12 protein-coding genes are annotated in these 13,287 nt (G+C 58.3%); 6 read left to right on the top strand and 6 right to left on the bottom strand.

Annotated features, from left to right (window positions below):
• Window position 1 precedes the first annotated feature (1 nt).
• The gene (locus HX805_RS18665) at window positions 2–1,474 is read left to right on the top strand and encodes a M48 family metallopeptidase (protein WP_256344532.1); all 1,473 of its coding nucleotides are present in this window, start codon (window positions 2–4) and stop codon (window positions 1,472–1,474) included.
• On the top strand, window positions 1,471–2,127 hold the full coding sequence (locus tag HX805_RS18660) for a hypothetical protein (protein WP_003210505.1): 657 nt from the start codon (window positions 1,471–1,473) through the stop codon (window positions 2,125–2,127). The genes HX805_RS18665 and HX805_RS18660 overlap by 4 nt, the downstream gene beginning before the upstream one ends.
• A gap of 74 nt (window positions 2,128–2,201) precedes the next feature.
• Here the strand turns inward: HX805_RS18660 and HX805_RS18655 are convergent, their stop codons facing one another.
• Together HX805_RS18655 and HX805_RS18650 are read right to left on the bottom strand one after the other, a co-directional pair.
• On the bottom strand, window positions 2,202–3,254 hold the full coding sequence (locus HX805_RS18655) for a DUF1176 domain-containing protein (protein ID WP_177117164.1): 1,053 nt from the start codon (window positions 3,252–3,254) through the stop codon (window positions 2,202–2,204).
• Window positions 3,255–3,417: 163 nt separating this feature from the next.
• Window positions 3,418–4,179, bottom strand: a complete 762-nt coding sequence (locus HX805_RS18650; RefSeq protein WP_003210508.1) for a BPL-N domain-containing protein — start codon at window positions 4,177–4,179, stop codon at window positions 3,418–3,420.
• A gap of 333 nt (window positions 4,180–4,512) precedes the next feature.
• Between HX805_RS18650 and HX805_RS18645 the strand changes: the two genes are divergently transcribed.
• A complete protein-coding gene (locus tag HX805_RS18645; RefSeq protein WP_177022077.1) occupies window positions 4,513–5,244 on the top strand; it encodes a hypothetical protein in 732 nt (243 codons plus the stop codon).
• A gap of 250 nt (window positions 5,245–5,494) precedes the next feature.
• On the opposite strand, the gene HX805_RS18640 is transcribed toward HX805_RS18645, so the two are convergent.
• The gene (locus tag HX805_RS18640; RefSeq protein WP_256344531.1) at window positions 5,495–7,096 is read right to left on the bottom strand and encodes a PLP-dependent aminotransferase family protein; all 1,602 of its coding nucleotides are present in this window, start codon (window positions 7,094–7,096) and stop codon (window positions 5,495–5,497) included.
• On the opposite strand from HX805_RS18640, the gene HX805_RS18635 reads away from it, so the two are divergent.
• Together HX805_RS18635 and HX805_RS18630 are read left to right on the top strand one after the other, a co-directional pair.
• Window positions 7,095–7,757: an FMN-binding negative transcriptional regulator gene (locus HX805_RS18635; RefSeq protein ID WP_177080273.1), complete on the top strand. Its 663-nt coding sequence runs from the start codon at window positions 7,095–7,097 to the stop codon at window positions 7,755–7,757. The two genes, HX805_RS18640 and HX805_RS18635, sit on opposite strands and share 2 nt — an antisense overlap.
• On the top strand, window positions 7,742–8,506 hold the full coding sequence (locus HX805_RS18630; protein WP_003210527.1) for a sulfite exporter TauE/SafE family protein: 765 nt from the start codon (window positions 7,742–7,744) through the stop codon (window positions 8,504–8,506). The genes HX805_RS18635 and HX805_RS18630 overlap by 16 nt, the downstream gene beginning before the upstream one ends.
• 435 nt (window positions 8,507–8,941) lie before the next feature.
• On the opposite strand, the gene HX805_RS18625 is transcribed toward HX805_RS18630, so the two are convergent.
• Entirely contained in the window at window positions 8,942–10,141 is a 1,200-nt protein-coding gene (locus HX805_RS18625) for an MFS transporter (RefSeq protein ID WP_177080272.1), read from the bottom strand.
• A 98-nt stretch (window positions 10,142–10,239) separates the two neighbouring features.
• Between HX805_RS18625 and HX805_RS18620 the strand changes: the two genes are divergently transcribed.
• The gene (locus HX805_RS18620; protein WP_177036102.1) at window positions 10,240–11,181 is read left to right on the top strand and encodes a LysR family transcriptional regulator; all 942 of its coding nucleotides are present in this window, start codon (window positions 10,240–10,242) and stop codon (window positions 11,179–11,181) included.
• A gap of 102 nt (window positions 11,182–11,283) precedes the next feature.
• Here HX805_RS18620 and HX805_RS18615 read toward each other — a convergent pair whose 3' ends face one another.
• Both HX805_RS18615 and HX805_RS18610 read right to left on the bottom strand, forming a co-directional pair.
• Window positions 11,284–12,084 (bottom strand): GNAT family N-acetyltransferase, encoded by an 801-nt coding sequence (locus tag HX805_RS18615; protein ID WP_177036103.1) that lies wholly within the window; start codon window positions 12,082–12,084, stop codon window positions 11,284–11,286.
• Between the two features lie 385 nt (window positions 12,085–12,469).
• A partial coding sequence (locus HX805_RS18610; protein ID WP_177117163.1) for a methyl-accepting chemotaxis protein occupies window positions 12,470–13,287 on the bottom strand: 818 nt, incomplete at its 5' end.

The raw sequence follows: 13,287 nt of genomic DNA, 5'->3' as shown, positions 1-13,287 counted from the left end.
CATGAGCCTGTTGAGACGATGGTCGTGGGGCCTGGCGATGTTGCTGCTGCCGCTGGTACTGATGGGCTGGAGCAGCCTTCAGAGCTGGCGTGCCGACAGTACCCTGGAAGAAGCGCAGGTGATGCGCCAATGGCTCGCCAGCCCGAGCGATGAATTGAGGCAGCAACTGCCGCAACAATGGCGCAAAACGCCGGTACTCCCGGACGACAGCCTGCGCGGCTACCTGCAGCGTGAGGTCGCTCGGGCCGATGCCGACCAGGGCTCGGTGCACATGCGCCAGGTCTTGGCGTTTCTCGGTTACTGGCTGGCGGTCGCGGCCGTGCTGGCGGGCTGCGCGACCTGGGTAAAACTGCGCCTGGATGCCTGGCGCGCGTTGCGTTCGCGGGACTTTCTTTATGACCGACTGGTCCTGAGCTGGCGTGCGCTGGGGCAGTGGCTGGTGGTCTACACCGGGTTGATAGTGGGGGCGCTGGCGATGGCCCTGCTGTATGAAGTCAGCTGGGGCTGGAGCAACCGCCAGAACAGCGGCATGGTGATACTGCTGGTGGTGGTGCCCTTGCTGGTGATGCTGTACCTAGGCGTGCTGTTGATTGGGCGCCTGCGTCGGCAATGGCAGGATATGGAAACGCCGCAATCCGGGTTTCTGGGGCGTTCAATCAGCCGGGCCAGCGCCCCGGCCTTATGGGAGTGGATAGGAAAACTGGCAGCCGTCACCCGCGCGCCCGTGCCAGACCACATCGTGATTGGGGTCGACCAATCGTTTTTCGTCACCAGTGTCCAGGTGGCCCTGCAACCCTCGGGGCAACTGTTGACGGGCCGTACGATGTACCTGCCGCTGACTTTCCTGTCGACCTTGAGCCAGGAAGAAGCCGCCTCGATTATCGGCCATGAGCTTGGCCACTTCAGCAGCCGCGACACCGAGCGCGGGAGTGAAGCCGGGGCACGGTTCAGCCTGATGTACATGCATTTCCTGAACATCAGCGCGGTGGATGACATGCCGTCCTGGATCGAACGCCCGGCGATCTGGATGACGTGGCGCTTTCTGCATCACTTCCAGATTGCCGTGCACCACTGGAGCCGTGCGCAGGAACTGGTGGCGGATAAGGTCGGGGCGCAAATTGCCGGCGAGCGGCTGTTTTGCCAGGCGCTGCTGCGCGTCATCGCCCTTGATGCCGAAGTCAACAAACTGCTTGGGCAGCGTACCCACAGCAACTTGATCCAGGCGTTAGCGGACCACCTTCGCCAGGCTCCGGTGATCTTGAACGAGGCGGTGATGGATCACGCGATCGCTCATCCGTTCGATACCCATCCCCCCACTGCCGTGCGCCTGCAGCAACTGGGTGTGGTTCTCGACGACCAGTTGCTGGCCCAGGCAACACGGACGCCCACCGCGCACGACCGGCAGTGGTTCAGTCAACTCACTCATGATCCGCAGTCGGCTGAAGATGCCAACAAGAATGGAGTACCGGTATGAACCACCCTGATGATCCACTGGCCAGCCTGGCCCAATCCCTCACTGAGGATTTTAATCAGCACACTGGCGATCAGTTGCAGGCGGCCATCCAGGAACGCGAGGAGTGGTTGGCCGAGGTTCCCGCAGTCACCGAACTGGCCTACCCACGCAAGGTGCGCCGCACCCTGTTGCTCTTTTCAGTGTTCGCTTTCGTGATGGCTGGCGGGAGTGCATGGGATGGCAAAAACGCGTTCATGGGAGGCATTTTTGCAATCGTGGCGCTGGTTTTGCTCAGCGGGGTGTGGCTGCACCGTCGGGCCGGCGAGGAGATCCTGATGCGCCTGACCCATAGCCACTTGTGGTTTCGCAACCTTGATGCAGAAATCGATCTGCTGGATATCGGTGATATCCACATCAAAGAGGGCCGCATCAAGCTATGGATCACGCTGACATTGCGCGAGGGTGCGCCATTGCCCGCCTGCAAAAACGCTGCGGGCCCCCTGATGCCCCACGTCAAGATCAAGCGCTCCCGGGAGCCTCAGATATGCTTGACGCTGTTCGGCCTGCAACTGAACGGTAAAGTCCTCACCGGCGAACAAGTGCTGGAAATGCTGGACACCTACTGCAACGCGGCGCGTGTAGAGGGTGAGTTGCGGGCGTTGAAGGCTTCCTGAAGGGGTAGGGGGCTACACCCGTTTGTGGCGAGGGCGCTCGCTCCTCGCCACACACATTGATGTATTCGACAGTTTCAGCGACTTGCCTCGGTACGCCACAGCACAGGCCAATGAACCTGCTCCAGCCCCATGCAGGTGTTCATTTCAGCCGCATGGGTCAGCGTGAAACCGTTACCGTCGTAGCGCCAGCGCAGCGCAGTGCCACAACCGCCCATGCCCATCGCCATTGCCTGGCTGCTCAGTTCACCCGTGGCCGGATCAAAATCGACCAGGCCGTTGGGCTCTCTTTCCGGCAGATTTGGCACTTCGGCGACCCGCGCTGGGCGCGCCTGCTCAGGGTGGTCCAGGGGCGCCTGGTAGATATTGTAGAAACAGTTGTATGCCCCACAGCCGGTTTCGATGATCACCAGCGCTTGATCTGCACTCAAGGCATAGGCGTTAGCCTTTGGCGCAACGCCTTCATTCAGATCCGCTTGCCACTCCTTGCGCGTGGCCGCCACCACAGCATCCGCGACTTCTTTTGCCCTGTCCGGGGTTAGCGCAACGGGTGCCTGCCAACTCGGTACCGGCGGTGCGGCCGGTGCTTGCGGCACGCTGCTGGCGGGCGCCTGCCCCTTGGAAATCAGTGCGTCCTGTGTGCCAACCCGCCCCTGAACCGAGTCGATCAGCAAAAGCGCCGCGCTCATCCCGTTTAGCGAGGCGACGGAGGTACCGCCCTCAATGGGTAAAATCAACTCCCGCCCGTTGCGCAACTCTGCAATCAAGGCGTCGGCATTCGTTCCGGTCAGAGCAAACACCTCAGATACCTCACCTTTTTTGAGGTCGCCAGGCTCGAATCGATTTTTCAGCGGCTTGCCATCGAGTGTTGGCTGACCCTGGGGGGCGGTGTAGCTGAACACGCCTACCCGCAAGTCTCCATGTGGTCCGGCTTCACGGGTTACCCGCAGGCTGAACGTCGAGATACCGATATCGTCACGCTCCGGGACGGCACCGATAGCCGTGCAGGCACGCGTGTTATCACAGCCGACAATCCAGTCCTTGATCGAACGCTCCAAAGGGACATTGTCGGCGGCGTTCGCACTGGTAACTGCAGCAGCCATCAGGAATATGAGGGGGAGTCGGGTCATCAAACAGGTGCCTGTAGACTGGAAAAACGCTATTAGGGCAGGGTTCTTTGCCAATACCTATTGCGTGGCCGTCAGGCACAACAGAAACCCCGGCTGGAACAATCGGTACGGTGTTCCAGCCAGCGCCTGAACGTGGGATGTCGCCAGTCCAGCGCGCTGCAAGTCAGGGTGACTTTGCGCCGTTGCGCCCCTCAATGCTGCGCACCAACGCCCCAAAAAGCTCACCCCGCGGCATCTTGCTCAAGGGAATATTCGCCTTCTCGAACCACTCCCGATCCGCCTCTGGGTGCGGGCCGCTCAGCACCACTACCCCGTTTTCATAGGTGTAACGCGCTGCCGCCACATCACCATTCCGGTAGGTCGCAATGGTTGAAGAAGGCGAGGTCGCGTCAGGCTTTGGGAAGTAAGGCCCATCCTGATAAAAGACGCTATCGGCTTTCCCATCCCACACAACCTGCACTGCCGCGTCTGCAATGCCCGCGACCTCAAACCCAGGCCTGCCCGCCTCTGAATCAAGGTCGTAGGGTATCAGGCCAAAGTTGCTGTCGTCGGCCAGATAAGCACCCATACAAAGCCCCAGGTAGCGCCCACCCTGGGCGACAAAGTCACGAATGGCCTGCACCCGCGCATCCCCCAAACTATCAAGCGCCGCAGGGATGTCCTGACCGCCACCCGGTTGAACGTAGAGGTCATAACGAGCGAGGTTTTGCGGCGTGATGTCGATCGATTCATCGGCACCTACAAAGTCAATCTGCGCAGTCGGGCGGACGCGCAGCAGGGCTGTTTTGACATTCTCTGAACATCCCTCGCAGCCCGCCGGGCCTCGGTAGATAGCGACATGGGCGATGGGGGTTGCGGCGTGTACCGAGTAAGGAAGCAGCGTGAAAAACGCAAAAAGCGTCGCGGCGATGGCGTGCAGATTCATGGTTGTAGAGTCGTCTTAAAGCTGATTGGGTCCGATCGGACTTTGTGATTCGAAGCCTAAAGCCAATAGCCACTTGAAGGAGTTAACATTTGTAAAACGGCTAGGAAAAATCGGGATTGATGATCGCAACGACGGTTTTCCCATTGAAATTTATGGGTTTTCCTTTAGTGCATAAATATCGAAGAGAGCGTTTCTTCCATTTTCAGTCCCCGGAATTTTTCAGGCCGTTTGAGTCAGCTCTCGGCCATGCGCGAATGCTATCGGCCAATAGCACACACTCAAGTATCGACTATGCTTGGAGCGATTCAGCCCTGTACCTGAAGGATCTAAACAATGGGGTACCTTGTCGTTGCTCACGCGATGAATGTGAAGCCGGAGTTAGAACCACTTTCTACGTTGCCGGTGAGCATTGGTTGGTCATTGCACCAGGATGAAAACGCCACGTCGTTCTACTTAGACACGTTCAAGGCTGGCGAAGAACGGAAATGGCCCTTTACGTCTATGCCACCCATCAAGGATGTACCGCTTGAGCTCCCTCAAGAATTGGCAGCGCTATCGCGGATATACAAAGTGCTTAAGGATGCTCAGCTAGCCGACTACTTCAAGAGAGCTTTCCTGAATGTGAATTTAGCGCTGAGTAAAAGCCTTCAATTACACGTTTGCAGCTTTTGCACGGATGACGACGGGCTGGATTTTGTGTGTGTATCGTCGAATGGTGAACTGCAAAGGCTGCGTTGCGTTTGCGGTGATCTGGATATCACCTACGAGCTTGGCACGGTCATGATCCAGCCGCTTCTGATAGATGGAGTTGAAGGCACCGACGCAAGTGGTCTGCATGACCCAGAGAACGGCATTCACGTCTTGAGTCGGAATATAACGCCCTCATCGTTACTGCATGCGGTGGCTTCAGCAGAAACCACTCGCTTTCTACAAGCAGAAAGCCCCCCTCTGGGTCTAGGTAGCTTCGATGGTCTGGACGTCGCACCGGTAAAGATTGCAGGCTCTAAGATCGCCTCGCTGAAGCCTGAGGTGGTTGCTCAGAAAACGTGGTGGAGGCGGTGGTAGTTGTATCGACGACTTCGACCCAAGCCAGGAGGTTTTCCGGGGAAAAGTAGCCAATTATCAGCATCGAAAAATTGGGGCCGATAATGGGGGCCAGTTTTCAAGAAGCTACCCGTCATGATGGGCTGCAATCGGCCAATAGCGGTCCCTCCGTCCAGAACCATTTTCCACCCCTAGCAGTCACTCAAGCCGACCACTTTTTCTTATTCGCCTTATCTCTACCTTGTAAATTTGCTCGTGTTCGAGCCGCATATTAGATGACATAGTCATCCACTGATCCGGACCGAGCCCCAAGCTCTTCAACCTCCCGAACCACCGTGCCAAGAATGCCGATCCCTTCATGAATCTGCTGCGTTGTCAGGCCGGCATAGCCCAAAATGAGCCCTGCCGGTCGCTCGTATTCTACCGACGTGGGTTCGGCAAACAGCGGCGAAAGCGGATATACGCCAACCCCGCGTTCGAGCGCTATCGCCTGCAACGTCGGCTCATCCTGAGCGCGAAGCGCGGGTAGCGTTAATACGCCGTGTAAGCCCGCCGCCATGCCGGCCAGTTGCCCATATTCCGCCAGATGCTGTTCAAAAGCCTCCAGTAATGCCCTTCGCCGCAGTTCATTTTCCCGCCGCAGGCGGCGAACGTGACGCTCATAGGTTCCACTTTCGATCAATGAGGCGAGCACGTTTTGCTCCCAGCGCGGTGAGTGTCGATCGGTCAGCCGTTTGGCTTCACGGAAAACGTGAACCAACTCGCGTGGAAGAACCAGATAACCCAACCTGAGTTGCGGTGAGAGTGCCTTGGAGAACGTTCCGACATAAATGACGCGAGCATCTGCGTCCATGGATTGCAGTGCGTCGATGGGACGCTGGCCATAGCGAAACTCGCCGCCGTAATCGTCCTCAATGATCCACGCGCGATGTCGCCTCGCCCAACTCAGCAGTTCGAGGCGACGTGCGACAGGAAGCACCGCCCCCATGGGAAACTGGTGCGACGGAGTGACAAAGGCCAGGCGCACGCGATCACCTTCCGGCAGAGCACTGGTATCCAGTCCAGAGGCATCGACGGGTATGGGCAACGCCGTCGCGCCCGTGGCCTCAAAGCAATATCTGGCCATGCGGTAGCCAGGCTCTTCGAAGACGAATGCATCTTGCGGGTTCAGCAAAAGCCGGGCGCACAGGTCAAGTCCTTGCTGCGAGCCATGCACGACGAGTATTTGATCCGCATCGCACGCCAGACCGCGTGCGCGTCGCAGATAACCTTGCAGCGCATTGCGCAAGCGCTCTTCCCCTTCGGGGTGGCCGTAAGCGAGGCTCGGTTGACGCTTGACTAGTTCGGAACGGTAGGCGCGCTGCCAACCCAGCGCCGGAAAATCCCTGGTAGCGACCGAGCCGTACCTGAAATCGATGCGGGCTTGGGGTGACGCCATGTTGTACGGCTTCATGATGGCCACTCGTTGCCCGTAAAGGGAAAGCACTGGCGGCAGTTCCTTTTGCTGCGCCGAGTCCCCTTGGGCATGCCCGGATTGAGTGCTGATTATGCTCGCTACCGTGGCGGCCTTGCCCACTGATGTCAGGACAAAGCCTTCGGCCGCCAGTTGCTCGTAAGCCGCCGTTACCGTGGTTCGCGACACGCCGAGTTCGGCCGCGATTGCCCGCGTCGACATGAGCCTCGTGCCGGCGGCAAGCGTGCCGTCTTCTATCTGCGCGCGCAGCCTGGCATAGATCCGACGTTGCGCGCCGCGGGAAAATGCATCCGGATTGGCTGAAAACTGGCCCATGGAAAAACCTCGAAACTGGCACTTTCGATGATGCAGGTCGTGTTCGACATTATGGACTCCCAACAATCCGTAGTGAAATCCCATGTACATTCCCGAACACTTCGCAGAGCACCGCCCGGAACAGTTGCACCGAATTATCCGCGACAATCCGCTGGGCATCCTCGTGACTGAGGGTGAATCCGGCATGGATGCGGACCACATTCCCTTTGAACTCGATACCGGCCACGGAACATACGGGTTGCTGACCGCTCATGTGGCCCGCGCCAATCCTGTATGGCAACGTTGCACCGGCGGCACGCCTGTCATGGTGATCTTCAGGGGGGCAGAAGGCTACATTTCGCCCAACTGGTATGCGTCCAAGCACGAAACGCATCGCCAGGTTCCCACATGGAACTACGAGGTGGTGCATGTGCATGGCGTCATGCGCGTGATGTCGGAAGAAAAGCTCCTGCGCCGCACCCTGGCCCAGCTGACTCGCCACCAGGAGTCCAAGGAGATCAAGCCCTGGAAGATGGGCGATGCGCCGCGTGAATATCTGGACGAGATGGTGTCGAGAGTTGTCGGTATCGAGATCGAAATGCAGTGCGTTGAATGCAAGCGCAAGCTCAATCAAAACAAGTCGCACGCTGATCGCTTGTCTGCGATCGCGCACTTGCGCGAGCGCGGGCACGTTGAGCTTTCTTCGATAATGCTGGCCAACCTTGAGCAGCCGGATCAGGGGGCAGCACCGTGGACCTTGAGTTGACCACCACCACGATTCTGGTGACCTTCGCCGGAGTTTTTTTGATCTGCTTTATGAAAGGTGCCTTCGGTGGAGGCTTCTCCATTGTCGGCATTCCGCTGCTGTCGCTGGTGATGGATCCGCTCACAGCCGGCGGACTGCTAGCGCCGTTGTTTATCGCGATGGACCTGTTCGGCCTGCGTTACTGGAAGCCATCCACTTGGTCTAAACCCGACTTGGTGCTGTTGTTACCAGGTCTGATTGTCGGCATCGGTGTCGGCTATCTACTCTTTCGCGTCATGGATCACCGCGCAGTCGCGTTAGTGATGGCGGCGGTTACCCTGATTTTTGTCGGCCTCTGGTTCAAAACCGGTGGGGAAATCAGGGTCAGCCAGCGCTCATCGCTCAAGGCGGTGTCCGCAGGCGTCACCTCTGGGATCACGACTATGGTCGCGCATTCTGGTGGGCCACCATTAGCGATGTACCTGTTGCCGCTCGGTCTAAGCAAGAAAACCTATGCCGGCACCACCAGCATGTTCTTTACCGTAGGCAATCTGCTCAAGGCAGTGCCTTGGCTGCTGTTAGCCAGGCCCACCGGTAACGTGCTAAGCCTGATGGTCATCTGCCTGTTAGCAGTTCCAAGTGGTGTCTGGCTGGGCTGGCGACTGCACACCAAGCTGGATCAACGCCAGATGTACCTTGCCTGCTACTGCCTGCTCGTAGTCACGGCGGTAAAACTTCTGTGGGACGGCATAAGTGGCTATATCGTCTGAAAATGCCTCACCACTATGAGGCCCAACGTTACGGCTATTATCCGATTGGCTGCCAACGGAATGTTAGCAGTCAGAGGCCGTTCAAATGGCCTGTGACCCCACGATGCTCTGCTCGGCTAGGCGTGCTTCATCGAGCTAAAATTAGCGCTTGAGGACTTCGTCAGGGTAGTAACCGAGCATCTGAACTGGACGCAGATACTCAGACGGCGCTCCGAACAATTTAATCGAGCTGCTTAGAGTGACGAAGTTGAGATTGAGCGGCGGCGTAATATCACCGGCATTGCGTGCCGTCGCTTGAGCCTCATCGAGTGCCTCGGAGATGCTGTTGATTGCAGCTCCGGAACACTCCGAGGAAGGCATCACACAGCATTTGTGTGAACTGGCTTGCCTGCATTTTGGCTGAGCCGAATTCGGACTAAGCGGCAGTAAAACCGGTCAGGGCTTGGACAAGCTCCTGAACCCAGCTTGGCCACCCACCTTAACAACCAACCAGGCCAGCAGCACCAATCCCAAGGTTGCCCAGGGGATCGATCCCACGCCTGTCGTCTCAAGCAGTACACCGCCCACTACGGCACTGCCCGCAAACGCGAGGTTCAGTACGGTCACCAGCATCGACTGAGCCACATCGGCACCGTCGGCAGCAGCATTCGCCAAAGCTGTCTGCAGCAGGGTCGGTGCACCGCTGTAACTCAGCCCCCAGGCAGCCATCGCCACATAAACCGCTATGGCAGGCAGGCCACCCAACGCCAATGTCAGAGATACCAGCGCAAACCCGGCCAGGCTCAACAGCACCAACCGCCGCAGCCAGCGGTCAATCAATAGCCCAGTGAGCCAGATACCCACGAGAGCCGCAATGCCGAACGCAAGCAATGCCTGCTCGACCTGTCCATCCAACCCGACCGATGCCAGGAATGCCGCAATATAGGTGTAGAGCATGTAATGAGCCATGATCCACAGCATAACTACCGTCAGCACCGGTCGCACGCCTGGCCTGCAAAAAACGTGACCTAGGGACAAGCGCTGGCCAGCCCGTTGCCCGGCAAAGTCAGGGACATTCAGCCGAATCCAAACCATCAGCGCCAGGCTCAACGCCGCTAGCAGCCCGAACACATTGCGCCAACCGATCTGTTCACCCATCCAGGCACTCAGTGGTACGCCCAGCGCCAAGGCGACGGGGATACCCAGCATAGCCACTGCCATCGCGCGGCCTTGCAAGGGCGCGGCGACCATGCGTCGCGCATAACCGGCCAACAGGCTCCACGCCACACCAGTGGCGACCCCGACGATCAGGCGCGCGACCAGGGTGAGGGCAAAATACGGCGACAAGGCAGTTACCGCGTTGCACAAACAGAACACCCCCACTGTCAGTAATAGCACAAGGCGCCGTGGCCAACCTTGCAAGGCCAAGGTCAAGGGAACGGCCGCCAGCCCGGAACCGAGGGCACACGCGGTGACCCATTGCCCTGCCCATGCCTGGGAAACCTCAAACGTGTCGGAGATGTATGGCAACAGGCCGGCGGGTACGCTCTCGTTGGCAGTGGCGATAAAGCTCGCGGTGGTCAGGGCCAGTAAGCCAGTGATAGGTAGTTCTGAGGACGGTAGGGTGTTGGGTTGAATCGATTCTTCGCGGTTCATGAGCTTGCTCGAAAAACAGGTGAGGCCTGATTGTGATGAAGTGTCTGTGATTTGATAATTGGTCTAGAATTTGATGCTTAATCAAATCTGGATTGAAGATGGCCACTGATCGATTGGGGGACATGCGCTTGTTCGTTGAGGCTGCCGACCTCGGCAGTCTTTCAGCCGCTGGACGCAAGTTGGGGTTGTCGCCGGCGGCGGCCAGCGCACGGTTGCTCAAGTTGGAGGCGGCGCTGCATACCCGCTTGTTTGATCGCACAACCCGTCAACTGCGCCTGACTGATGAAGGCCGGTTCTATCTGCAGCAATGCTGGGTCGCCTTGCGCGCCATTGATGAGGCGGAGGCGGGGTTGCAGGCGAGTCAGCAGGAAGTACGCGGTAAAGTCCGTCTGTCTGCCTCTACTGACTTTGGCCGTCACCTGCTTAATGACTGGCTCGAGACCTTTTGCGCGCAGCATCCGCAGTTGAAGGTGGCGCTGACCTTGTCGGACGCTATGTCTAACCTGGTACAGGACGATGTCGACCTGGCCATTCGTTTCGGCCCACTGCGTGATAGCTCGTTGATCGCCCGGCAACTGGCACCCAACTGGCGGGTGCTTTGTGCCTCGCCGGACTACCTGGCGAGCCACGGCGAGCCGCAGACGCCGGCCGAGCTCACCGGGCATAAATTTATTCTGCTGGTGACTCCGGCGGGTCCTTTAAACACCTTTCATTTCAGGGTGGACGGCCAGACATGGAACCACAGTGTGCCATTGGAAAGCGCCTGGGAAACCAACGATGGCGCCGTGGCACGTGCTTGGGCATTGGCCGGTCATGGCATTGCACGCAAGACCATTTGGGACGCAGCAGCGGATATCCGTGCCGGGCGGTTGAAGGTGCTGCTGCCTGACTATTGCGTAGCAGAAGCTGGGGTGTTTGCGGTGCTGCATGGCAATCGGTACCGAATTGCCAGAGTGCGGGTCCTGTTGGACTTTCTGGTGGAGCGTTTCAAATGTGCCACCGAGGAACTTCTGCGCGACGTCGATGTGCCGAGGTTTTAAATGAATATGAACAGCTCTGGCTGACTTACCATTTTCGCCATAGGCGCAGCAGCTTTTTACATCTACCGTTCGCACAAGCGGAAGGTAGATTACGAATCTGTTTCAACCATCTGCCAAGCGGTACAGCGCCTGAGCATGAGACGCCGCCAGCCCAATGCGCTGCAAATTACGGCGACTCTGTGAACTTGGAAGCGCAGTTGCAGCAATCACCAGGCTGCCGTGCTTCTTTGCTTGCTCTATCCGGTGAGATATCAGCGCCCCATGATAGCCCAAGCCTCGTGCATTTTTTCGAGTGGCAGCCGTGCCCAGGTAGGCAACGCCATTGCTGGCCAGGTACATCAACGCGCCTGCAACGACTTGCCCATCAGCTTTAAGGACGTAGATTTTCAGGCGTTCATTCGACATCAGTCCTGCAAAACAAGCCTGGCTCAACTGACGATGCTCTGGCTTGGTATGAAAGCCACTCGCATGAACTGCCGCGAACTCCGGGAGAGAGTCTGAAGTGGCCTCTTCGATGTTGAATAATTGGGGGGTCAACACCGCATCCTCGATGGGGCACGCAAGCTGCAGATGCGTCCACCCCCTCAAACGCTCGAATCGCTCCTCACCCACAAAAGCGAATTGCTCCAACGTCGAGGCTTTCCCGATAAGGGGCGTTACTGTTGAATACTCCGCTGACTCCTTGAGCAAGCTCAGCAGTGAAAGGGGGTTGCCGGTGCTGTCACCGTAGATACGATTGAACATCGGGCTAGGTGTTGCCTTCACCTGAAAGCACGGAAAGGCCCCATTGAAAAACACACGAGCACCAAAAGGATTTCCACTAACCCGCGACAAGCTCTCAACGCGGGAACACAAGTACTCGCTTTCTGCGGCTTCGATGGCATGCGCCCATTCAACATCCATGTGCATCGTCTCTTTGCAAGATTTCCAGGGAAGGTAGCGGTAAATCAACCACTACGCACCTGGGAGGGCAGTGAAATAGATTGTCGGGCCAATGGGAGAAGTTTGGGCATCTGCCACAGAAGAGACATCGCTTGGCTTGTCGATAATCGACCCGGCTGCGTACATGCTCAAAGCCAATCCGATGTGCGATGACTTGATGGAAGAGGCAAGCCGCTATGCGTTATCCGGCCCACGCTCAAAATGAACACGCCACGTCCAAATAAAGGAGCAGAAAGGGCCCGATTCATTTGATTGAAACCCGATCTGCCCGTAGCGACGCTCACGCCTGGACTATCCATCCGCGTCAGAAGCAGCGCTTGAATCGAGCACCGGCCAATGCTCCCACTCACTGATGAAACCGGCGCCCCAACGCATCCAACCGCACCGCAATCGGCGGTAACCGCTCACTGCTCCTGGCCAGCGTCTCCACATCCTGCGCCGTATTCTGCGCGATGCTCTGCACCGACTGCAGCCGCCCGACAATCTCCACATTCGCCGTGGATTGCTCACGGGTGGTCGACACAATCCGCCCATTCAACTGATCGATCTGCGAAATATCATTGCCCACCGCCTGCAGCATCTCCACCGCCAACTGACTGTCCTCCACGCAGCGCTCCACGCCCTGGCGACTGTCGTGCATGGCCTCAACCGCTTGCCGGCTGCCGTGTTGCAACCCTTCAATAATCGTCTTGATCTCCTGCGTCGACACTGCCGTGCGTTGCGCCAGGCTGCGTACCTCATCGGCGACCACGGCAAACCCGCGCCCTTGCTCACCCGCGCGGGCGGCTTCGATGGCGGCGTTGAGGGCCAGCAGGTTGGTCTGGTTGGCGATGCTGTTGATCACCTCCAGCACCGAGCCGATCTGTTCGGCTTGCACGGCCAGCCCTTCGACCGTCTCGTTAGTGTCGTGGAGGCGGGTGGCGAGTTGAGTGATTTCCAGCTGGGCGCGGCCGACGCTTTCCTGGCCACGGATGATCTGCTGGCTGGCTTGCCCCGCGTGCTCGACGGCATGCTCCACGTGCACGGCGATATGGCCCATTGCATCTTCCATGCGCTGCATGGAACCGGTCATCTGGGCGATTTCCGCCAGTTGGTGGCGCGCGCCTTTTTCCAGGGTGCCGCTGGCGTGAGCCAGCTCCTGACCGAGTTGGCCGAGGCCGTGGG

Source organism: Pseudomonas sp. G5001 (assembly GCF_013385475.1).
In the GTDB taxonomy this organism is placed as follows: domain Bacteria; phylum Pseudomonadota; class Gammaproteobacteria; order Pseudomonadales; family Pseudomonadaceae; genus Aquipseudomonas.
Note: the sequence above shows the minus strand (reverse complement) of the source record. Positions and strands in the feature narration are given on the sequence as shown.